Origin of the sequence: Streptomyces sp. NPDC006610 (assembly GCF_040611575.1) — a bacterium.
Taxonomy (GTDB): Bacteria; Actinomycetota; Actinomycetes; order Streptomycetales; family Streptomycetaceae; genus Streptomyces.
In genome coordinates this window covers 169,569-191,057 of the sequence record NZ_JBEXOP010000001.1, presented here as the reverse complement: position 1 = coordinate 191,057, position 21,489 = coordinate 169,569, and the positions used below count along the sequence as shown (strand labels likewise).

The following is a 21,489-nucleotide window of genomic DNA, read 5'->3' as shown; positions in this document are numbered from 1 at the left end:
TGTCCGATCGACGCCGCTCACCTGATCGAAGCCCTGCTCAGAGGGGGTGCGCACGGGTGGGTCGTATACAGCCGGCGGACAGTTCGAGGGGCCCACGCGGCCGGTCCGGACGGCCGCCCCTCTCCCCCGCTCCGACCCCTGCTCTCCGCAGCCCCGTTCTGTTAGATTGGTCTAAACCACACGCCCCCTTTCGGGTGCCCCGAGCCCTCTCTCAGATCGGTAGGACCAGCGTGGAAGTTGTCATCGTCCCGGACGCCGAGGCCGGCGGCGAGCTGATTGCCGAGGCCATGGCGCAGCTGATCCGGCGCAAGCCCGACGCCCTGCTCGGTGTGGCCACGGGGTCGACGCCGCTGCCCGTCTACCGGGCGCTGGAGGCCAGGGTGCGGTCCGGCGCCGTGGACCCCGCGCGCGTGCGGGTGGCGCAGCTGGACGAGTACGTGGGGCTGCCGGCCGAGCACCCGGAGTCGTACCGCTCGGTGCTGCGGCGCGAGGTGCTGGAGCCCCTCGGCATCGGGACGGAGGCGTTCCTCGGGCCGGACGGCACCGCCGAGGACGTCGCGGCGGCCTGCGCGGCGTACGACCGCGCGCTCGCGGAGGCCGGCGGGGTGGATCTCCAGCTGCTCGGGATCGGGACCGACGGGCACATCGGGTTCAACGAGCCCTGCTCGTCGCTCGCCTCGCGCACCCGGATCAAGACGCTCACGGAGCAGACCCGCGTCGACAACGCCCGCTTCTTCGACGGTGACATCGACCAGGTCCCGCACCACGTCATCACCCAGGGCATCGGCACCATCCTGGAGGCGCGGCACCTCGTGCTGCTGGCCACCGGCGAGGGCAAGGCCGACGCGGTCGCCGCGACCGTGGAGGGACCGGTCGCCGCGGTGTGCCCGGCCTCGGCGCTCCAGCTCCACCCGCACGCGACGGTCGTCGTCGACGAGGCCGCCGCCTCGAAGCTGAAGCTCGCCGACTACTTCCGGCAGACGTACGCGAACAAGCCGGCCTGGCAGGGCATCTGAGCCGGTCGGCGGCTCACGCGCCGGCGATCTCGTCCTCCGCGGGCTCGTCCCGGGCCGTGAGGCCGGCCACCCACAGCGGCATCAGCCAGTGGACCACCAGGACGGCGACGAGGACGGGCGCGGCGTAGGCCCTGGGGGCGTGGCCGTCAATCGCGCCCGCGGTCAGCAGGGCGGCCACGGCCACCAGGAGGAGCAGCATCGTCACCCGGTGGGCGCGGGCCAGGACTCGGCGGCGCTCGGCGGCCTGCCGCTCGTCGAGGATGCGCTCGCGCAGTTCCAGCAGGCCGCGCGTGGCGCTGTTGATGATTCCCGTCGCGACCATCCAGGGCAGCAGGAGCAGCCCCGCCGCGACGAGGGCCCACACCGGCTCGCCCGGCGCGAGGAAGAGGTGGACGAGCAGCGCCCCGATGGCCGCGGTGAGCACGGCGTGGACGGCGACGACCAGGCGCCGGCGGGTTGCCGTGGCGTGGATCCGCCGCCCGCGGGGGTTGTTCATCAGCCGCAGCATGGTGCGGTCGTAGCCGGTCAGGCGCGTGGTCGTCATCGCTGGTTCCTCCCGTAGACCTCGTCCGTGAGCGGCGGGAACGGTTCGAGGGAGAACAGCGCCTCGACCGGCAGGGAGAAGAACCTCGCGATCCTCAGCGCCAGGTCGAGGCTGGGGTTGTACTGGCCCCGCTCGATGTAGCCGATGGTCTGGTAGTGGGCGCCCACCGCCTCGGCCAGGCTCTGGCGCGACACCTTCCGTTCCGCGCGCACCATCGCCAACCTGTTGTGCACCTGCTCACTCATGTATAAGAAGTACTACATGTGTGAGCAGGTGTGCAACGTGCTGTCCGGGTGAACGGGGGGAGAGGGCCGGCCGTCAGGCTCCCGCGATGACCTCTGCCGCCGCCCGGCCGCAGACCTCGGCCGCGCCGTGGGTGGCAATGTGCAGGGCGCCGCGCGGCGGGGCCTGGGGGACGCCCATCTCGACCACGATCGTGTCGGGGCGGGCCGCCAGCAGGGCGTCGAGGGCGTCGGCCATCCAGGGATGGCGGTGCTCGTCGCGGACCACCGCCACGATCCGGCGGGCGCCCGCCTCCGCGAGGGCCCCGGTCGCCGCGTCCGCGCCGGAGAAGGCGCCGGCCCCGGTGCCGGGCAGCAGCGCGGCCAGCGCCGCTCCCAGGCCCCACGGCGTCTCGTCGCCGACGGCGATGTTCGCGACCGGCGTCAGCACGGCGACGTACGGCGCGGCGGTGAGCGGCGTGAAGCCGTCCGCGCCGGTGACGCGCAGGGCGCGGCGGGCGGCGCGCAGGCCGACCTCGGTGTCGGCGGTCGGGCCCGCGGCGGCGGCCGAGGAGGTCGCCGTCCAACGGGCCAGGTCGCGCACCCGCTGGGCCGCGTCGGCCAGCCGTTCCTCGGGCAGCTCGCCGGAGCGCACCGCGGTGACCAGGGCGTCGCGCAGTCGCCGTACCGTCTCGTCGTCCGCTAGCCCGCCGCCCACGCAGATGGCGTCGGCGCCGGCCGCGACCGCGAGGACGCTGCCCCGCTCGATGCCGTAGGTGCCGGCGATGGCCTGCATCTCCATGCCGTCGGTGACGATCAGGCCGTCGTAGCCGAGTTCACCGCGCAGCAGGTCGGTCAGGATGCGCCGGGACAGGGTCGCCGGGCGGTCCGGGTCGAGGGCGGGAACGAGGATGTGGGCGCTCATCACGGCCCGGGTGCCGGCGGCGATGGCCGCGCGGAAGGGGGCCAGCTCGCGCTCCCCCAGCACCGCCGGGTCCACGTCGATGCGCGGCAGCGCGTGGTGGGAGTCCACGGCCGTGTCGCCGTGGCCGGGGAAGTGCTTGGTGCAGGCCGCCACGCCCGCGGACTGCAGACCGGTGACGTACGCGGCGGTGTGCCGGGCGACCAGGGCGGGGTCGGCGCCGAAGGAGCGCACGCCGATCACCGGGTTGTCCGGGTTGGAGTTGACGTCGGCGTCGGGGGCCCAGTTGAAGTTGACCCCGCAGGCGGCCAGCCGGCGGCCCAGTTCGGCGGCCACCGCGCGGGTCAGCTCGACGTCGTCCACGGCGCCGAGCGCGTGGTTGCCGGGGAAGGAGGAGCCGGTGCGCACCTCCAGGCGGGTGACGTCGCCGCCCTCCTCGTCGATCGCGACCAGCACGTCGTCCCGCTCGGCGCGCAGCTGCGCAGTGAGCGCGGCGAGCTGCTCGGGCGTGGCGATGTTGCGGCCGAACAGGCCGACGGAGGCGAGGCCCTCGCCGAGCCGGCGCAGCACCCAGTCGGGCGCGGTGGTGCCGGTGAAGCCGGGCTGCAGGACCGTCAGCGCGTCCCGTGTGAGGGTGTCGGTGTCGCTGGCGAATGTCGTCATCGCGGGCGTTATCCCTTCACGGCGCCGGCGGTCAGGCCGCTGACGGCCCTGCGCTGCAGGAAGACGAAGAGGATCAGGACGGGTACGGCGAACAGGGACGACGCCGCCATGGTCGCGCCCCAGTCGTTGCCGAACACGGACTGGAAGCTGGTCAGCCACAGCGGCAGCGTCTGGGCCTCGGCCTCCTTGTTCAGCACCAGGACCAGGGGCAGCTCGTTCCAGGCGGTGATGAAGCCGAACATCGACGTGGACATCAGACCGGGCGCGAGCAGCGGCAGGATGACCCGGCGGAAGGCCTGGGCGCGGGTGCAGCCGTCGACCATCGCGGCCTCCTCCAGCTCCCGGGGCACGGCGGCGACGAAGCCGCGCAGCGTCAGGATGGTGAAGGGGAGGACCATCATCATGTAGAAGAGCGTCAGCGGGACGAGGCTGTTGAGCATCGACGCGTCCCGGACGATCATGTACATCGCGATGATCATGACTTCCCAGGGCGCCATCTGGGCGAGCATGAAGCCGACGACGAAGCCGCGCCGGCCCCGGAACCGCATCCGCGCCAGGGCGAAGGACCCGGCCAGCGCGATGACGAGGGAGAAGAGCACGGCGAGGACGGTGACGGTCAGCGAGTTGCGGACGAACGTCCAGAAGTGGTCGGCGCCGGTCGCCGTCTCGAAGTGGTCGAAGGTGACGTCGGTCGGGAACCAGACGGGCGTCTCCGAGATGATGTCGCCGGTCGGCTTGAACGCCGTGGCGAACATCCAGTACACGGGGAAGACGAAGCCGACGAACAGGACGACGGCCGTGACGTTGGGCCACACGCGGCCGAAGAGTGAGCGCTTCACAGCTCGTCCTCCTCTTGCTTGAGCACGATCCGCAGGTAGTAGGCGGTGAGGGCGAGCAGGATCAGGATGGTCAGCACGGCGATCGCCGCGCCCATGCCGTAGTGCTGGTTGCCGACGCCCTCGACGTAGGCGTAGACGGGCAGGATCTCGGTGAGCCGGTCGGGGCCGCCGCCGTTGATGGTGAAGACCTGCACGAACGCCTTGAAGATCCAGATGATCTCCAGGAACGTCGTCGCGTAGAGGAACGGGCGCAGGAACGGCAGGGTGACGGTGGTGAAGCTCCGCCAGGCGCCGGCGCCGTCCAGGGACGCGGCCTCGTACAGCTCCGAGGGGATCGTGGTGGTCGCCGCGTAGAGGTTGATCGCGACGAACGGGACGGACATCCAGACGATCAGCACGGTGACGACGAAGAACGTCGACATCTGGCTGCTGGTCCAGCTGTAGTCGGCCATCGAGTGCCAGCCGAGCTTGTCCAGCACCCAGTTGACGACGCCGAAGCGCTGGGCGAACAGCCACTGGTAGACGGTGGACGCGGCGACCACGGGCATCGCCCAGGCCAGCACGAGGCCGATCAGCAGGGTGACCCGCATCCGCGGTCCGAGCCGGGCCAGCAGCAGTCCGACCAGGGAGCCGATGACCATGGTCAGGACGACGTTGACGGCGGTGAACACGATCGACCGGACGGTTACCCGCCAGAAGTCCTCGCTGGTGAGGACCTCCCGGTAGTTGTCGACGCCGTTCCACTCGGTGACGCGCTGGATCAGCTGCGTCATGTTGAGGTTCTGGAAGGACAGCAGGATGTCCTTCAGCAGCGGCCAGCCCAGCAGCAGCACGGTGGCCGCGAGGGCGGGCAGCAGCAACAGGTACGGGGCGAGCGCGCCGGTGCGCGAGGCGGCTCGCTGGGCTGGCTTGCCGGATCCGGAGTCGTCGGCCTTGACGACGTCCGCGGGGCCGGAGGGCGGCCGTTCGGTCTGCACGGTCATGCTCGCCATCTCTTCTCTCGACCTGCGGTGTCACGGGAGCGGGGGCCGTACGGAAACGTGCGGCCCCCGCTCCCCGTTGATCACCCGCGCCGTCAGCTCTCCTGGGACAGACGCTTGTTGAACTCGTCCTCGACCTGCTTGGCGGCCTCGGCCGGCGACTTTCCGTTGAGCACGGCGGTCATGTAGGTCTTGACCGGGTTGGGCGCGTTCTCCACGGCGGCCCACTCCGGGATCAGCGGCGTGGTGCCACCGCCCGCGGCGGCCGGCGCCATGGCCTCGGCGGCGGGGTTGCCCTTGACGTTGGCCTGCAGCGACTCCTTGTTCGGGATGACGCCGTTGAGCTTGGCCAGCTGGCCCTCGTACTCGTCGGACAGGGCGATCTTCAGGAATTCCTTGGCGAGTTCCTGCTTCTGGCTGCCCGCGGCGACGGCGAGGTTGGAGCCGCCGAGGAAGACGCCCTCGGGCTTGTCGGCCGTCGCACCGGGGATGGTGAAGTAGCCGATCTCCTTCTCGATCTTCGGGTTGGCCTCGATCGCGATGCCGGCTTCCCAGCCCATGCCGATGAACGCGCCGACGTCGCCCTTGCCGAAGACCTCGCCCTGCTGCGGGGTGGCCTCGTCCTTGTCCTTGGGCGCCTTGGAGAGGGACTGGAACTTCTTGTAGGTCTCCATGGCGGCGGCGACCTTCGGGTCGGCCAGGTTGGAGACGTACTTGTCACCCTCCTTCTTGACCAGTTCGCCACCCTCGCCGACCACCAGGCCGACGAAGTGGTACCAGTTCTGGCCGGGCAGGTAGATCGGCTCGGCGTCGGTCTTCTCGCCGATCGTCTTCAGGGCGTCGTAGAACTCGTCACGGGTCTTGGGCGTCTCGGTGATGCCCGCGTCCTTCCACACCTTCTTGTTGTAGATGACCACGCGGTTGGCGAAGTACCAGGGCGCCGCGTACTGCTTGCCCTCGTAGACGGAGGAGTTGTTCAGCGCCTCGGTCCACTCGCCGCCGATCTCGGCCTTCAGGTCGGCCAGGTCGGCCAGGCCGCCGGTCTTGGCGTAGGCCGGCGTCTGGGTGTTGCCGATCTCGAAGACGTCCGGCGGGTTCTCCTCGGACAGGGCGGTGGTCAGCTTCTGCTGGATGCCGTTCCACTGCTGGATCTCGAACTTGACCTTCGCCTTGGTCTTCTTCTCGAAGGCGGCGGCGACGTCCTTCTGCCACTGGTCGGGGGACGAACCGTCCATCACCCAGACCGTGAGCGTCTGGCCGGCGTAGCCGTCCGCTCCCGACTTGCCCTCGCTGCCGCCGTCGTCGCCACCGCACGCCGCGATGGACATCAGCATGCCCGCGACACCGATCGCGGATATCAGCTTGCGCTTCACGCCACCCTCCTCAGGGATGCTGCAAACCCCCCTCGTCCCCGCGATGTGACGTGGGCGCCGTGCGCACCGTCCGTGGGGCCGGGACCTGGACCAATGGTGTAGACCAGTACCGGGAGCTTGGCCCAGACCATATGGCGTGTCAAGGGTCACGGAACGCCTCTCACCAGCCGTTATGGGACCTACATATGCAGGAACCTTTAAGTAACAACCCGTCGAAAACAGCGCCCCGACACGACACACTGCGGGTAGACCACTTACCGTGAGATGGACTAGACCAACGAAGCGCGCCGACGGTATACAGAGGGGATCACGGAGCGTGCGGAGGACCTTTCCGCGCCGAGGCCGTGCCACGATGTGAGCCGTGACCGACGGATATGTCGGTCGTTTCGGCACCCGGAGCCGGGAAGGCAGAGCATGAGCACCGACGTCAGCAGTGCGGAGAACGAGGGTGGGGCGACCGTCCGTACCGCGCGCGTGCCCAAGTACTACCGCCTGAAGAAGCACCTGCTCGAGATGACCGAGACGCAGGCCCCCGGCACGCCGGTGCCCCCGGAGCGCACGCTCGCCGCCGAGTTCGACACCTCGCGCACGACGGTCCGCCAGGCCCTCCAGGAGCTGGTGGTCGAGGGCCGGCTGGAGCGCATCCAGGGCAAGGGCACGTTCGTCGCCAAGCCGAAGGTGTCGCAGGCGCTGCAACTGACCTCGTACACCGAGGACATGCGCGCCCAGGGCCTGGAGCCCACCTCCCAGCTGCTGGACGTCGGCTACATCACGGCCGACGACACCCTCGCCGGGCTGCTCGACATCACGGCCGGCGGCCGGGTGCTGCGCATCGAGCGGCTGCGCATGGCCAACGGCGAGCCCATGGCCATAGAGACGACCCACCTGAGCGCCAAGCGCTTCCCGGCGCTGCGCCGCAGCCTGGCCAAGTACACGTCCCTCTACACCGCGCTGGCCGAGGTGTACGACGTCCATCTCGCCGAGGCCGAGGAGACCATCGAGACCTCGCTGGCCACCCCGCGCGAGGCCGGTCTGCTGGGCACCGACGTGGGCCTGCCGATGCTGATGCTCTCCCGCCACTCCCTGGACCGCGAGGGGCGGCCGGTGGAGTGGGTGCGCTCGGTCTACCGCGGGGACCGGTACAAGTTCGTGGCCCGCCTGAAGCGGCCGCAGGACTGACCCCGGCCCCAGGAACGGGGGCGGCCCTCGGGCTCACGACCGCACCTCCGGAACGGACCTCGGAAAACCGCACGTCGAGTGCGTCGAGGGGTTCCGTTTGCGCCGGTCGCTGACCTAGATTGCCTGCGCATTGCAAACAGGTGATCAGTGAGGGGACGGGAGCCGCCATGTCGCAAGCCCCAGAAACCGGCAGAGGGCCGGTGGTGACGCCCGCGCGCGTCGTCATCGCCCTCTGCCTCACAGCGCCGTTCGTCGCCATGCTGTGGGTCGGGTCGTACGCCAGAACCGAACCGCAGTTCATCGGCATCCCGTTCTTCTACTGGTACCAGATGGCGTGGGTGCTCATCTCCACGGCGCTGACGATGGTCGCCTTCAAGCTCTGGCAGCGTGACCAGCGCGCCCGCGGCGGCCGGAAGGGCGGTGCCGCGCGATGAACGAGGGCGTCAACGGCGTCGCGCTCGCCGTCTTCATCTTCTTCTTCCTGGCCGTCACGGTCATGGGCTTCCTCGCCTCGCGCTGGCGCAAGGCGGAGAACGAGCACAGCCTCGACGAATGGGGCCTGGGCGGCCGGTCGTTCGGCACCTGGGTCACGTGGTTCCTGCTCGGCGGCGACCTCTACACGGCGTACACCTTCGTGGCGGTCCCGGCGGCGATCTACGCGGCGGGCGCGGCCGGGTTCTTCGCCGTGCCGTACACCATCCTGGTCTACCCGCTGATCTTCACCTTCCTGCCCCGCCTGTGGTCGGTCTCGCACAAGCACGGCTATGTGACGACGTCCGACTTCGTGCGCGGCCGGTTCGGCTCCAAGGGCCTGTCGCTGGCGGTGGCGCTCACCGGCATCCTGGCGACGATGCCGTACATCGCGCTCCAACTGGTCGGCATCCAGGCCGTGCTGGACGTCATGGGCGTCGGCGGCGGCGAGGACACCAACTGGTTCATCAAGGACCTGCCGCTGCTGATCGCCTTCGGCGTGCTGGCCGCGTACACCTACTCGTCGGGGCTGCGGGCGCCGGCGCTGATCGCGTTCGTGAAGGACACGCTGATCTACATCGTCATCGCGGTGGCGATCATCTACATCCCGATCAAGCTGGGCGGCTTCGACGACGTCTTCGCCAAGGCGGGCGAGGCGTTCGGCGAGACCAACCCGGCGACGGGCGCTCCGCGCGGGGCGCTGGTGCCGGGCGACGCGGGCCAGTGGACGTACGCCACGCTGGCGCTGGGCTCCGCGCTCGCGCTGTTCATGTACCCGCACTCGATCACCGCGACGCTGTCCTCGCGCAGCCGTGAGGTGATCCGCCGCAACACCACGATCCTGCCGCTGTACTCGCTGATGCTCGGCCTGCTGGCGCTGCTCGGCTTCATGGCCATCGCGGCCGGGGTCAAGGTGTCCAACGGGCAGCTGGCGATCCCGCAGCTGTTCGAGAACATGTTCCCGGACTGGTTCGCGGGCGTCGCCTTCGCGGCCATCGGCATCGGCGCGCTGGTCCCGGCGGCGATCATGTCGATCGCGGCGGCGAACCTGTTCACCCGCAACATCTACAAGGACTTCCTCAAGCCGGACGCCACGCCGGAGCAGGAGACCCGGGTCTCCAAGCTGGTGTCGCTGCTGGTGAAGGTGGGCGCGCTCGCCTTCGTCCTGACCATGGACAAGACGGTGGCCATCAACTTCCAGCTGCTGGGCGGCATCTGGATCCTCCAGACGTTCCCGGCGCTGGTGGGCGGCCTGTTCACGCGCTGGTTCCACCGCTGGGCGCTGCTGGCCGGCTGGGCGGTCGGCATGCTCTACGGCACGGTCGCCGCGTACGGCGTCGCCTCGCCCACGCAGAAGCACTTCGGCGGCTCGTCGAAGGAGATCCCCGGCATCGGCGAGATCGGCTACATCGGCCTCACGGCGTTCGTGATCAACCTGGCGGTGACGGTGGTCCTGACCTTCGTGCTGCGGGCGGTGAAGGCCCCCGACGGCGTCGACGAGACGCGCCCCGAGGACTACACCGCGGACGCCGGCGACCCGGGCGTCCAGGTGGAACTCCCGCCGGCCACGGCGGGATCGGCCCACTGACCGACGCACACCCCGGCGGGCCGTCGCAGGCAGGACCTGCGGCGGCCCGCCGTCGTGCACACTCCCCCCATGGACATCGTCATCCGCCCGGCGGAACCCGCCGAGTACGCGCCCCTCGGAGAGATCACCGCGCAGGCCTATCTCCAGGACGGCCTCCTCGACTTCGGTGAGAGCGACGCGTACCTGGGCGAGTTGCGGGACGTGGCGAAGCGCGCCGCCCACGCCGAGGTACTGGTCGCCGTGCGCGACGGCGAGGTGCTCGGCGGCGTCACCTTCGTGCCCTCCGGCGGTCCCATGGCCGACATCGCGGAGCCCGGCGAAGCCGAGATACGGATGCTCGCGGTCGCGCACGCCGCACGCGGCCGGGGCGTCGGCGAGGCGCTGGCCCGCGCCTGCGTCGAGCGGGCGCGGAGCCTGACCGGCTGCAACGGCGTCGTGCTGTCCAGTCAGCGCACGATGCACGCCGCCCACCGCATCTACGAGCGGCTGGGTTTCGTCCGCACCCCGGAGCGCGACTGGAACCCCCTCCCGGACGTGGACGACGTCCTGCTGATCACCTACGCGCTCGCCCTGCGCTGACGCTCCTCCGACCCGACCCGACCCGACCCGACCGCGGCCCGCCCCGACGCTTCGCCGTCCCCGCCTCCGGCACTCCCGCGCTCCGACGCGACACGGCGGGGCACAACATCTGGGGGGTGCTTTCCGCGACCGACACAAGATGTATGCTCATGCTCGCTGCCGCCGCAGGGGAATCCGGTGCGAATCCGGAACTGTCCCGCAACGGTGTACACGCGTGTTCACGCACGCCTGTCGAGTCCGACGACCTGCCGGCAGCGCGCCCGGCCGACCGGCCCGGCGCATGACGTCCGGGCCTCGTGGAATGGGTCGGTGGACGCGACGCCGCGTGCGCTCGTGAGCTGCCCCGCCCTCGCAGGCCCCGTGCCCGAGCGAGGGAGAGCCCCCACGTGACCATCGCGCCAGCGGATCCCGCTTCAGCGACCCAGGCGACACACACGACGCAGGCGACTCGGGCGTCGCAGTGGGCCCAGCCCGCCGACGACGCCCCCGGAGCCGCCCTGCTGCGGACCCTGACCGAGCTGACCGCCGACCTCCCCGGCGCCGACCCCGGACGGGTCGCCGCCGCCGCGCTGCGCGGCCGATCGGCGCACGCGGACGAGGCCGAACTGCGCGAACTGGCCACGGAGGCCGCCGCCGGCCTGATCTCCGAGGACCCCGCCCACTCGAAGCTCGCCGCCCGGCTGCTCACCCAGACCCTCCGCGCCGAGGCCGCCTCCCAGGGCGTCACCACGTTCACCGAGTCGGTCGCGACCGGTCACCGCGAGGGCCTCGTCGCGGACCGCACCGCGCAGTTCGTGCGCCTCCACGCCGACCGCCTCGACGCCCTGGTCGACCCGGCCGCCGACGACCGCTTCGGCTACTTCGGCCTGCGCACCCTGCACAGCCGCTACCTGCTGTGCCACCCGGTCACCCGCAAGGTCGTCGAGACGCCCCAGCACTTCCTGCTCCGCGTCGCCGCCGGCCTCGCCGAGGACGACACCGCGCGCGCGGTCGACGAGGTCGCCGCCCTCTACCGGCTGATGAGCCGCCTCGACTACCTCCCCTCCTCCCCCACCCTCTTCAACTCCGGCACCCGCCACCCCCAGATGTCGTCCTGCTACCTCCTCGACTCCCCGCAGGACGAGCTGGACTCGATCTACGACCGCTACCACCAGGTCGCCCGCCTGTCGAAGCACGCGGGCGGCATCGGCATCGCCTACTCCCGCGTCCGTGCCCGGGGTTCGCTGATCCGCGGCACCAACGGGCACTCGGGCGGCATCGTCCCGTTCCTGAAGACCCTCGACGCCTCGGTGGCCGCCGTGAACCAGGGAGGCCGGCGCAAGGGAGCCGCGGCGGTGTACCTGGAGACCTGGCACGCGGATATCGAGGAGTTCCTGGAGCTGCGCGACAACACCGGTGAGGACGCCCGCCGCACCCACAACCTGAACCTCGCGCACTGGGTCCCGGACGAGTTCATGCGCCGCGTCGACGCCGACGGCGCGTGGTCGCTGTTCTCCCCGTCCGACGTGCCGGAGCTGACCGACCTGTGGGGCGCGGAGTTCGACGCCGCCTACCGCGCGGCCGAGGAGAAGGGCCTCGCCCGCAAGGTCCTGCCCGCGCGGGAGCTGTACGGCCGGATGATGCGCACCCTCGCGCAGACCGGCAACGGCTGGATGACCTTCAAGGACGCCGCCAACCGCACCGCCAACCAGACCGCCGAGCCCGGTCACGTCGTCCACTCCTCCAACCTCTGCACGGAGATCCTGGAGGTCACCGACGACGGCGAGACGGCGGTCTGCAACCTGGGCTCGGTCAACCTCGGCGCCTTCGTGAGCGGCTCGGACATGGACTGGGAGCGGCTGGACGACACCGTCCGCACCGCCGTCGTCTTCCTCGACCGGGTCGTGGACGTCAACTTCTACCCGACCGAGGAGGCCGGCCGCTCCAACGCCCGCTGGCGTCCGGTCGGCCTCGGCGTGATGGGCCTCCAGGACGTCTTCTTCAAGCTGCGGCTGCCCTTCGACTCCCCCGAGGCACGCGCCCTGTCCACCAGGATCGCCGAGCGGATCATGCTGGCCGCGTACGAGGCCTCCGCCGGCCTGGCCGAGCGCAGCGGCCCGCTGCCGGCGTGGGAGAAGACCCGTACCGCCCGCGGCGTCCTGCACCCCGACCACTACGGCGTCGAGCCCGCCTGGCCCGAGCGGTGGGCGGCGCTGCGCGAGCGGATCGCCGCCACCGGCCTGCGCAACTGTCTGCTGCTGGCCGTCGCGCCGACCGCCACCATCGCCTCCATCGCGGGCGTCTACGAGTGCATCGAGCCGCAGGTGTCCAACCTGTTCAAGCGCGAGACCCTCTCCGGCGAGTTCCTCCAGGTCAACCCGTACCTGGTGGAGGACCTCAAGCGGCTCGGCGTCTGGGACGCCCGCAGCCGTGAGGCGCTGCGCGAGTCGAACGGCTCGGTGCGGGACTTCGCCCGGATCCCCGAGGACGTACGGCGCCTGTACCGCACGGCGTGGGAGATCCCGCAGCGCGCCCTGATCGACATGGCCGCCGACCGCACGCCGTACCTGGACCAGTCGCAGTCGCTGAACCTGTTCCTGGAGACGCCGACCATCGGCAAGCTCTCCTCGATGTACGCGTACGCCTGGAAGCGGGGCCTGAAGACGACGTACTACCTGCGCTCCCGCCCGGCGACCCGGATCGCCCGCGCGGCACGGGCGGCCGTCCCCGCGCCGCCGGTCTCCTCCGACGAGGCCGTCGCCTGCTCCCTGGAAAACCCCGAGTCCTGCGAGGCCTGCCAGTGAAGACCAGCCAGAACCTGCTCGACCCCGGCTTCGAGCTGACCCTGCGCCCCATGCGCTACCCGGACTTCTACGAGCGCTACCGGGACGCCATCAAGAACACCTGGACCGTGGAGGAGGTCGACCTCCACTCGGACGTCGCCGACCTCGCGAGGCTGACGCCCGGCGAGCGGCATCTGATCGGCCGGCTGGTCGCCTTCTTCGCGACCGGCGACTCGATCGTCGCGAACAACCTGGTGCTGACGCTCTACAAGCACATCAACTCCCCCGAGGCGCGGCTGTATCTGTCGCGACAGCTGTTCGAGGAGGCCGTCCACGTCCAGTTCTATCTGACGCTGCTCGACACCTATCTGCCCGACCCGGAGGACCGCGCCGCCGCGTTCGCCGCCGTGGAGAACATCCCGTCCATCCGGGAGAAGGCCGAATTCTGCTTCCGGTGGATGGACTCGGTGGAGAAGCTGGACCGGCTCGAGACGCGGGCGGACCGGCGCCGCTTCCTGCTGAACCTGATCTGCTTCGCCGCGTGCATCGAGGGCCTGTTCTTCTACGGGGCCTTCGCGTACGTCTACTGGTTCCGCGGCCGGGGGCTCCTTCACGGCCTGGCCACCGGCACCAACTGGGTGTTCCGGGACGAGACGATGCACATGTCGTTCGCCTTCGACGTGGTCGACACCGTCCGTGCGGAGGAGCCGGAGCTGTTCGACGAGGAGCTGCGGGACGAGGTCACCGCCATGCTGCGGGAGGCCGTCAAGGCCGAGCTGCAGTTCGCGCGCGACCTGTGCGGCGACGGCCTCCCGGGGATGAACACCGAGTCGATGCGGCAGTACCTGGAGTGCGTCGCCGACCAGCGGCTGACCCGCCTCGGCTTCGCCCCGGTGTACGGCTCCGAGAACCCCTTCTCGTTCATGGAGCTGCAGGGGGTTCAGGAGCTGACCAACTTCTTCGAGCGGCGGCCCTCGGCGTACCAGGTCGCGGTGGAGGGCACGGTGGACCTGGACGAGGACTTCTGAGCCTTCGGCCGGGGATTCAGCTGCCGGTCGATCCGGCGCTCGTGGAACAGGCCCACGAGCGCCGGAGCGGCGAGGACGGCGGCGATGATCAGGACGGTCGCGTAGTCGCGGAATGCGTTCATGCGGTAAGTCTCGTCAGCGTGAGACGCTCCTGACAGTGGCAGGACTGACCGAGAACCTCGAATTCCTGCCAGCCGTACGGCACACTGGGGCGCATGCTCCAGAACGTGGCCGCCGTCCTCGTCGACGGTGTGAACCCCTTCGAACTCGGCGTCGTCTGCGAGGTCTTCGGCATCGACCGCAGCGACGACGGGCTGCCGGTGTACGACTTCGCGGTCGTCTCGGCCGAGGGACCGACGCTGCGTTCCAACGCCGGTTTCTCGGTGCAGGTCGAACACGGTCTCGACCGGCTGGAGTCGGCCGACCTGATCGCCGTGCCGGCCGGGTCCGCCTACGACACCCGGATCTTCCCGCCCGAGCTGCTGGCCGCGCTGCGCCGGGGCGTGGACCGGGGCGCGCGGGTGCTCAGCGTGTGCTCCGGCGCCTTCGTGCTGGGCGCCGCCGGGTTGCTGGACGGCCGGCGCTGCGCGGTCCACTGGCGGCACGCCGGCGAACTGTCCCGGCAGTACCCGAGAGCCGTGGTGGAGCCGGACGTGCTGTACGTCGACGCGGACCCGGTGATCACCTCGGCGGGCACCGCGGCCGGCATCGACGCCTGTCTGCACATCGTGCGCAAGGAACAGGGCCCCGAGGTCGCCAACCGGATCGCCCGGCGGATGGTGGTGCCGCCGCACCGGGACGGCGGCCAGGCCCAGTACATCGAGCGCCCGCTGCCCCGCTCGGAGGCCGACTCCGTCGCCGACGTGCTGGTGTGGATGGAGCGCAACCTCGACCGCGAGGTGACCGTCGAACAGCTCGCCGCCCGTGCCCTGATGTCGCCGCGCACCTTCGCCCGCCGCTTCCAGCAGGAGACGGGGACGACCCCGTACCGCTGGATCCTGCGCCAGCGCGTGCTGCTGGCCCAGCGGCTGCTGGAGGCGACGGACGAGACGGTGGACGCGATCGCCGGGCGGGCCGGGTTCGGCAACCCGGCGGCGCTGCGACACCAGTTCGTGCGGTCGCTGGGCACCACGCCGAACGCCTACCGGCGCACGTTCAGGGGCCCCGACTGCGATCCGCAGGCCGCCCGGCCGGGCGCCGGCAGGCGGCGGCTCACCGCTCCACCGGCCGCAGCAGCAGCCTGTGGGGACGGAGCGTGATGCCCACGCGGGTCGTGTCGTCGGAGCCAGGCACCTGTTCGAAGCGGTACCTGGTGGCCAGGGCCGCCGTCAGCAGGGTCAGCTGTGCCATGGAGAAATGGTCGCTCGGGCACTTCCGGTTACCCACGCTGAACGGGCTCATGGCATATTTGGGCACTTCCTTGGCACGTTCCGGAAGCCAGCGATCGGGATCGAACTCGAGGTGGTGCGCGTACGAACGCGGATCGCGCTGGATCGCATACGGGCTGTACACGATGTCGGCCCCGGCCGGAATGCGATAGCCGCCGAGTTCGGTGTCCCTGACCGCCCGCCGGGTCAATATCCAGACGGCCGGGCGCAAACGCATCGACTCGACGACGACATTGTTGGTGTGGGTGAGCCGGCGGACGTCGTCGAATGCGACGGGCCGGCCGCCGGTCACGGATTGGACCTCGTCCCGGATCCGGTCGGCCTGTTCCGGATGGACGGCGAGCACCTGGAGCAGCCACATCACCGTGGAAGCGACGGTTTCGCTTCCGGGGGTGAGTATCGCGACGACCTGGTCGTGGATCTCCTGTTCCCCGATCGGGTCGCCGTTGTCGTCCTTCGCTTCCAGCAATGCCGTCAGCAGATCGTCCGGCCTTTGACCGGATGCGCGGCGCTCGGCGACGATCTCGTCCACGAGGAGATGCAAATCGGCCAGTGCCCGGTTGAATTCCCGGTTGGCCGGAAGGGGCAGCCGGTACAGCGGGCCGAGCGGGATCACCATCCGGCGGTACATGCCGCGGAAGACGGTGGCGAGGGCGGTGCACAGCCGCTCGGCGCGCTCGTCCATGTACTGGCCCCGCAGCAGGCAGCGGGCGGCGATGCGGACGGCGACCCGGAAGGACTCCGCGGTGCAGTCGACGGTCTCGCCGGGCCGCCAGCGGGTGGTGAGGGCGTGCGCCTCCTCCTCCATGACCGAGGCGTAGGCCGGGATGGCGTCGAGCCGGAACGCGGGCTGGACGGTGCGGCGCTGGCGGCGGTGGCGGGGACCGTTGGCCGTGGCCACGCCCTCCTTGCCGAGCAGGCCCTCCAGCGACTCCCACAGCGGCCCGTCGATCTTGTAGTCGGGGCTCAGCGCCAGGGCGCCGGTCAGCTCCGGGGTGGTGACGGCGTACACCGTCTTGGGGCCGAGCCGCAGCCGGACCACGTCGCCGTGGTCGCGCAGCCGGGACATGAAGCGCAGCGGGTCGCGGACCAGCCGCAGCCCGTGCCCGAGGAGCGGCACCGCGCCGCCCGCGAGGGGAGGTGCGCCCAGCTCGGATTTCACGGCTTCGACGGTCATTTCTCACCTGCCGTTTCGTTGTCGACGTACGGGGGTGTGGACCGGTCGTCCCAGTTGTCGACCATGTAGCGGCCGGACTCGTGGTGGAACCAGTAGACGGAACTGAACCAGTTCCGCATGTTCCCGAGGCAGGTGCGTACGGCCTCGCTCAGTTCGGCGCCCCGGGCCGTTCCGTCGGCGAGCGAGTCGGCGAACGCGAGTGCTTTCCGCTCGGCCGCCCGGAATTCGCTCACGCAGTTCTCGACGCGTCGCCGCACTTCGGCGATCGCCTCTTCCAGATTCATTCCCTCATGCGCGATGAGGCTGATTCCGAGATTGTGCACCTCGTCCCCCGCGATTTCCTTGGGGAGCGAGCAGAGGTCGTTGTACCACGCGGCGAATTCCTGGCTGAGGAGCGCCGCCCGCCGGAATGCCGGATGTTTTCGCACCTGGTCCGGGAGTTCACGGCCGGCACTCGGCTCCAACAGGTCGGTCCAGATCCAGTGGGCGAAGGTGAGCCGGCGCAGGGCGAGGTACTCCTCGACGGTCGGGACGATCCTTTCGGTGCGGTTTCTGAATTCCCGGTCGTATGCCTCTATCACCTCGTGGAAGTGACGGGTGAAGCGGGCGTTCCAGGACCCGGGCAGGAACGAGAACAGCCTGAGCGCGCTGTCGGCCAGCCCGGCGACCAGCGGGTCCCGGTGGTGCAGGTGTTCCCGCGGGGAGTCCAGGGCCTGGTGCAGCCCCTTGCGCAGCCTGCCCCAGGCGGCCGGCCTGCGGTGGACGATGTACCGGTCGTGGCGGTCGTCCCAGACGAAGAACCACGCGCTGTAGTCGGCTATCGCCTGCAGGACCGGGTCGGGCGCGCCGAGGTAGTACCCGGCCATGAGATCCGTGTAGCACAGGCCATCGGCATATTCCTCGACCTTGTCCGCGGGCATGAGCCGCTTTTCCAGGAGCCAGGTGCGGGTCCTCTCCTGGAGCCTGGGCCAATACGGGTGCAGTTGCCGGGTAAACGCCGCCTCGATCTCCGGAAGGCGGAGCGACGGTGGAACGGCGATCGCTGTCGCGGTCGCTGTGGTGCTGTGTGAGAAAGCAGGCACGGACATACCCCTCTCAGCCGCCAGTCGCGCACTCCCTCGGATGAGCCGGGCGTGCGCCGTTGCGTATCACCGCACTCCCCATTCAGCACCACAACTGACCTTCCTGGGAACGGATTTGCTCCCTTCACTACCCCCCGGCGCCGAAATTCCCCTCTTGACAGACGAACGGCGCCTGTCCAGGACGATTCCCGGACAGGCGCCGTGCGGTGCGCGCGTGCTCAGTCGTTGGGGACGACGGGGTAGCGGGGCTCGTTCTCGGCCATCTGCCGCAGCGCGTCCTTGCGTTCACGCTTGGACAGCCGGTCGATGTAGAGGTAGCCGTAGAGATGGTCCGTCTCGTGCTGCAAACACCGTGCGAAGTATCCGGTGCCGCGGACCTTGATCGGGTTGCCCCGCTCGTCCTGCCCGGTCACCTCGGCGTAGTCCGGCCGGGCGAGCGGCGCGTAGGCGGTCGGCACGGACAGGCAGCCCTCGTTGCTGTCGTCCAGCCGGCGCCGGTCGGCGGGCAGTTCGACGAGCTTCGGGTTGCACACCACGCCGACGTGCCGCACGCCCTCGTCGTCCGGGCAGTCGTAGACGAAGACCTTCAGGTCGACGCCGATCTGGTTGGCGGCCAGGCCCACGCCCTCGGCGGTGCGCTGGCTGGCGAACATGTCGTCCACCAGCTTCCGCAGCTCGTCGTCGAAGGTGGTGACGTCCTTGCACTCCTTGTGGAGCACGGGGTTGCCCACGACCGTGATCGGGCGGGAGGTGCCGCGCTCGCGGTACGCCTGCTCGCGCTCGTCGCAGTCCTCCGTGTCGATGACGAAGCCCTCGTCGTCCACGGGGAGCACGCCCGCGTGCTGCTGATCGGTGTCCTGCTGCGCCATGACCGACGTACGCCTTCCTGCGTTCCTGGAAATTCTGCGAGAGACAGCCTACGGGGGCCGGTCGGCGTCCCGGGCCGAGCAGGACGCTTCCGGCCGTCGCGGACGGGCGGAGAGGCCGATGGGCAGCCAAGCGGGGCGGCGGCCGACAGGCGCTAGCAGACCTCTTCCAGGTCCCGCCAGTCGCGCGAGTCCGGACTGTCCGCTACCCACCCGTCCAGCAGCCCCCGCACCAAAGACGCCGGCGCGGCCACCCCGCACTCGCGCTCCGGCACCCATGACTGCCCGTCGGTACGGTGCCCGAGCGGCCCCGGATGGCCGGGCTCGCTGTGGTCGTGCGGGTCGAGGTGCTCGCCGTCGCCCTCGTCGGACGGCATCCGCGACTCGGAGCACATCCGGCACAGCAGCCGCACGGAGGACGACCAGTCCTCGGCGGCGAACCCGGCGTCGGCGGCGAGCTGTTCCAGCGCGTCCCGGTCGGCCTCGGTCGCGGCCTCCAGCAGCACGACCCAGGTCGGCACGGGCGAGGGCGCCCACAGCTCGATCTCGTCGAAGACCGGGTAGGTGTGCCCGGCGGCCGTGGTGCGCTCGCCGTGCGGCACGCCGTCGTGCAGCACGACCTCGCCCCAGCGGCGCCCTGAGGACGGCAGCGGGATGGACAGCACCTCGATGCGGGCGGGGTCGAGCCGCCGCCCCCACACCACCTCGGCCTCGCCCTCGGGCGACAGCCGTACGGCCGCGCTGCCGAGGTCCATGCCGACGGGCTCGCCGGAGTCGGCGGCGCCTCCCCCGGCCTTCGGCCGGGAGGTGCCCCCAGGCACGTGCAGCCCGTAGGCCTGCCAGGCGCGGCGGGCCAGCGGCCAGTCCTGGAGGGCGGTGGCGGCGATGCCGACGTTCCACCAGTCGGGTGCGCCGGTCTCCCGGTCGAGCAGCGCGACGGCTCTGAGGCCCGCGGCGCGCGCCTGCTCCCAGTCGTGCCGGAACTTGTGCAGCAGGGCGAGGTTGAACCAGGACTCCGACAGCCACGGCTCCAGGTCGGCGGCCCGCGTCAGCAGCGCGCCCGCGTCCTCGTACCGGCCGTCGCCGATCAGCGTGAACGCGCGGTCGGTGGCCTGCCGCCAGGAGGCGGAGGGCCGGTGCCGTCCCTTGCCGAAGATCCTCACGATTCCCGCCTGCCGTTTTCGTGGGAGGGGCCGGCTGTGCCCCCGGACAGCCTCTCGAGACCCTCTCCCTTCGCATCCAACCACGTACGGCTGGAGGGGCGCTCATTACCCATGGGTTACCCAGCCGGGGGCGGGGTCAGACAACCGCGCGCGAGCACCCGGGCCAGCGCTTCGACGACCTCCGGGGCGTAGTCGCCCGCCGTCGCCAGGCGCAGTTCCTCCAGCGCCGTCAGGGGTCCGCCGGGGCCCGCGTCGCGTGCCTTCTCCTCGTAGGCGTTCACGGCACGGACGATGCGGGCGGCGAGCGGCTGCTCCGGGCAGGGGTCGGCCTGCCGTTCGACGATCACCGCGACCTGCGGGTCCACCCCGGTCTGCCGTACGACCGCGCCGCCGAGCAGGGCGATCCGGCGCTGCTCGGCGCCGGGCAGGGCGGCCGTGGCGCCGGAGGGCACCGGGTCGACCAGGCTGAGCTGACCGATGTCGTGCATCAGGGCCGCGTACTCCAGCACGGTCAGCTCGGGCTCGGTCAGGCCCAGGTCCCGGCCCACGGCCCGGCTGAGCGCGGCGACCCGGTGGGCGTGCCCGGACGGGGTGTACCCGGCGATCTCGGTGGCCCGGGCCAGGGAGGCGATGGTCTGCCGGTAGGTGGTGCGCACGGCGGCGTACCGGCGGAAGGCGACCTGGGCCAGCAGCAGGGGCAGACAGAACACGGGCAGCGCCCACAGCCCGACGACGCCGACCGCGAGCGCCATCACGGCGCCCGTCGCGCAGACCGCCGACCCGATGCCGAGCAGCCCGCGCAGCTCGTCGCGCAGCAGCGGGCCGAAGGGCCAGCGGGTGCGGGCGTGCGCGATCGCGGCGGCGAGGACGGCGTCGCACAGCGCGGTGAGCGCGAGCAGCGCGATCAGCAGCAGCGCGTAGGCGGAGCCGCTCCAGTCGTCGAAGACGCCCTGGTTGTACAGCGGCTGGAAGCACACGGCGGCGAACCCGACGGTGAGCGCCCGCCGGGCCAGGTGGTCGGGCGTGGGTCCGCGCCCGCGGGCGATGTGCGGCACGCTGCCGAGCAGCGCCGCGACGAGCACGACGGTGACGACCTGGGCGACGCCGTGCTCGGTGGCCCGCCCGCCGTCCGTCCCGAGCAGCGCGTACGCCAGCGCCCCGGCTGCCCCGAGCGGCGCGGGCTCCCTGCCCTCCGCGTCGGCCCGCCGGGCCAGTTCCCCGACGGCCACGAGCACCCCGAAGGCGAGGGCGGCGCCGCGGTCTTCGAGACCGGACCAGAGGGTGCTCAGGAAGCAGGTCAGGGCGAGGAGGGCGGCGCAGGCGCGGATGGCCCGGAGGGCGGGAGCGGCACGGCAGGCGGTCACGGCTCACGCCCCGAGCGGTGCGGGCACGCCGGGCGCGGCCTGCGGCACCGCTGAGCCGACGCGGGCGGGCGGTGCCGGCGGCGGACACTGGCCGAGGGTTGCGACGAGCGGACACGGGCCGACGCTGCCGACGAGCCGACGCAGGCCGGCGCTGCCGGTGACCGGACACGGGCCCGGGGGTGCCGACAGGCGGACACGAGCCCACGCGGCCTACGGACGGACACAGGCCCACGACGGCCCTGCCGACGGACGGACACAGGCCCACGCGGCCGGCGAGCCGACGC

The 21,489-nt window shown here is 71.1% G+C and carries 20 protein-coding genes and 1 riboswitch; of the genes, 8 read left to right on the top strand and 12 right to left on the bottom strand.

Annotation, left to right across the window (positions count from 1 at the left end; translation table 11 throughout):
• Positions 1-230: 230 nt before the first annotated feature.
• On the top strand, positions 231-1,016 hold the full coding sequence (nagB, locus tag ABZY13_RS00870) for a glucosamine-6-phosphate deaminase (RefSeq protein ID WP_356626531.1): 786 nt from the start codon (positions 231-233) through the stop codon (positions 1,014-1,016).
• A gap of 13 nt (positions 1,017-1,029) precedes the next feature.
• Here nagB and ABZY13_RS00865 read toward each other — a convergent pair whose 3' ends face one another.
• From ABZY13_RS00865 to ABZY13_RS00840, 6 genes are all read right to left on the bottom strand, one after another.
• A complete protein-coding gene (locus ABZY13_RS00865; protein ID WP_356626530.1) occupies positions 1,030-1,560 on the bottom strand; it encodes a hypothetical protein in 531 nt (176 codons plus the stop codon).
• Positions 1,557-1,805: a helix-turn-helix transcriptional regulator gene (locus ABZY13_RS00860; protein WP_356626529.1), complete on the bottom strand. Its 249-nt coding sequence runs from the start codon at positions 1,803-1,805 to the stop codon at positions 1,557-1,559. The genes ABZY13_RS00865 and ABZY13_RS00860 overlap by 4 nt, the downstream gene beginning before the upstream one ends.
• Positions 1,806-1,878: 73 nt before the next feature.
• On the bottom strand, positions 1,879-3,366 hold the full coding sequence (locus ABZY13_RS00855; RefSeq protein ID WP_356626528.1) for a glycoside hydrolase family 3 protein: 1,488 nt from the start codon (positions 3,364-3,366) through the stop codon (positions 1,879-1,881).
• A gap of 8 nt (positions 3,367-3,374) precedes the next feature.
• Entirely contained in the window at positions 3,375-4,205 is an 831-nt protein-coding gene (locus ABZY13_RS00850) for a carbohydrate ABC transporter permease (protein WP_356626527.1), read from the bottom strand.
• Positions 4,202-5,188, bottom strand: coding sequence for a sugar ABC transporter permease (locus ABZY13_RS00845; protein ID WP_356626525.1), 987 nt, complete (start codon positions 5,186-5,188; stop codon positions 4,202-4,204). The genes ABZY13_RS00850 and ABZY13_RS00845 overlap by 4 nt, the downstream gene beginning before the upstream one ends.
• Before the next feature lie 92 nt (positions 5,189-5,280).
• Positions 5,281-6,558, bottom strand: a complete 1,278-nt coding sequence (locus ABZY13_RS00840; protein WP_356626524.1) for an extracellular solute-binding protein — start codon at positions 6,556-6,558, stop codon at positions 5,281-5,283.
• 414 nt (positions 6,559-6,972) lie between these two features.
• Here ABZY13_RS00840 and ABZY13_RS00835 point away from each other — a divergent pair, with 414 nt between their 5' ends.
• The 6 genes from ABZY13_RS00835 to ABZY13_RS00810 all read left to right on the top strand — a co-directional run bounded on the left by ABZY13_RS00835 (position 6,973) and on the right by ABZY13_RS00810 (position 14,165).
• On the top strand, positions 6,973-7,737 hold the full coding sequence (locus ABZY13_RS00835; protein WP_356626523.1) for a GntR family transcriptional regulator: 765 nt from the start codon (positions 6,973-6,975) through the stop codon (positions 7,735-7,737).
• 167 nt (positions 7,738-7,904) lie between these two features.
• Positions 7,905-8,171, top strand: a complete 267-nt coding sequence (locus tag ABZY13_RS00830) for a DUF3311 domain-containing protein (protein ID WP_356626521.1) — start codon at positions 7,905-7,907, stop codon at positions 8,169-8,171.
• Positions 8,168-9,796, top strand: coding sequence for a monocarboxylate uptake permease MctP (gene mctP / locus ABZY13_RS00825; RefSeq protein ID WP_356626520.1), 1,629 nt, complete (start codon positions 8,168-8,170; stop codon positions 9,794-9,796). The genes ABZY13_RS00830 and mctP overlap by 4 nt, the downstream gene beginning before the upstream one ends.
• A 69-nt stretch (positions 9,797-9,865) precedes the next feature.
• Positions 9,866-10,375, top strand: a complete 510-nt coding sequence (locus tag ABZY13_RS00820; protein WP_356626518.1) for a GNAT family N-acetyltransferase — start codon at positions 9,866-9,868, stop codon at positions 10,373-10,375.
• A gap of 136 nt (positions 10,376-10,511) precedes the next feature.
• Positions 10,512-10,643: riboswitch (cobalamin riboswitch) on the top strand.
• 118 nt (positions 10,644-10,761) lie between these two features.
• Positions 10,762-13,158 (top strand): ribonucleoside-diphosphate reductase subunit alpha, encoded by a 2,397-nt coding sequence (locus ABZY13_RS00815; RefSeq protein ID WP_356626517.1) that lies wholly within the window; start codon positions 10,762-10,764, stop codon positions 13,156-13,158.
• 50 nt (positions 13,159-13,208) lie between these two features.
• The gene (locus tag ABZY13_RS00810) at positions 13,209-14,165 is read left to right on the top strand and encodes a ribonucleotide-diphosphate reductase subunit beta (RefSeq protein WP_356626807.1); all 957 of its coding nucleotides are present in this window, start codon (positions 13,209-13,211) and stop codon (positions 14,163-14,165) included.
• On the opposite strand, the gene ABZY13_RS00805 is transcribed toward ABZY13_RS00810, so the two are convergent.
• The gene (locus tag ABZY13_RS00805) at positions 14,078-14,287 is read right to left on the bottom strand and encodes a hypothetical protein (RefSeq protein ID WP_356626516.1); all 210 of its coding nucleotides are present in this window, start codon (positions 14,285-14,287) and stop codon (positions 14,078-14,080) included. The two genes, ABZY13_RS00810 and ABZY13_RS00805, sit on opposite strands and share 88 nt — an antisense overlap.
• A gap of 93 nt (positions 14,288-14,380) precedes the next feature.
• Between ABZY13_RS00805 and ABZY13_RS00800 the strand changes: the two genes are divergently transcribed.
• Positions 14,381-15,424 carry a helix-turn-helix domain-containing protein gene (locus ABZY13_RS00800; protein WP_356626515.1) on the top strand — a complete coding sequence of 348 codons (1,044 nt, stop codon included), beginning with the start codon at positions 14,381-14,383 and terminating at the stop codon, positions 15,422-15,424.
• Here ABZY13_RS00800 and ABZY13_RS00795 read toward each other — a convergent pair.
• From ABZY13_RS00795 to ABZY13_RS00775, 5 genes are all read right to left on the bottom strand, one after another.
• Positions 15,378-16,730 carry a cytochrome P450 gene (locus ABZY13_RS00795; RefSeq protein WP_356626514.1) on the bottom strand — a complete coding sequence of 451 codons (1,353 nt, stop codon included), beginning with the start codon at positions 16,728-16,730 and terminating at the stop codon, positions 15,378-15,380. The two genes, ABZY13_RS00800 and ABZY13_RS00795, sit on opposite strands and share 47 nt — an antisense overlap.
• A complete protein-coding gene (gene cyc1 / locus ABZY13_RS00790; protein ID WP_356626512.1) occupies positions 16,727-17,812 on the bottom strand; it encodes an epi-isozizaene synthase in 1,086 nt (361 codons plus the stop codon). The genes ABZY13_RS00795 and cyc1 overlap by 4 nt, the downstream gene beginning before the upstream one ends.
• A gap of 218 nt (positions 17,813-18,030) precedes the next feature.
• Positions 18,031-18,681, bottom strand: a complete 651-nt coding sequence (def, locus tag ABZY13_RS00785; protein WP_356626511.1) for a peptide deformylase — start codon at positions 18,679-18,681, stop codon at positions 18,031-18,033.
• Between the two features lie 152 nt (positions 18,682-18,833).
• Entirely contained in the window at positions 18,834-19,841 is a 1,008-nt protein-coding gene (locus tag ABZY13_RS00780; protein WP_356626510.1) for a hypothetical protein, read from the bottom strand.
• Positions 19,842-19,957: 116 nt separating this feature from the next.
• Positions 19,958-21,205 carry an HD domain-containing protein gene (locus ABZY13_RS00775; RefSeq protein ID WP_356626508.1) on the bottom strand — a complete coding sequence of 416 codons (1,248 nt, stop codon included), beginning with the start codon at positions 21,203-21,205 and terminating at the stop codon, positions 19,958-19,960.
• Between the last annotated feature and the right edge of the window lie 284 nt (positions 21,206-21,489).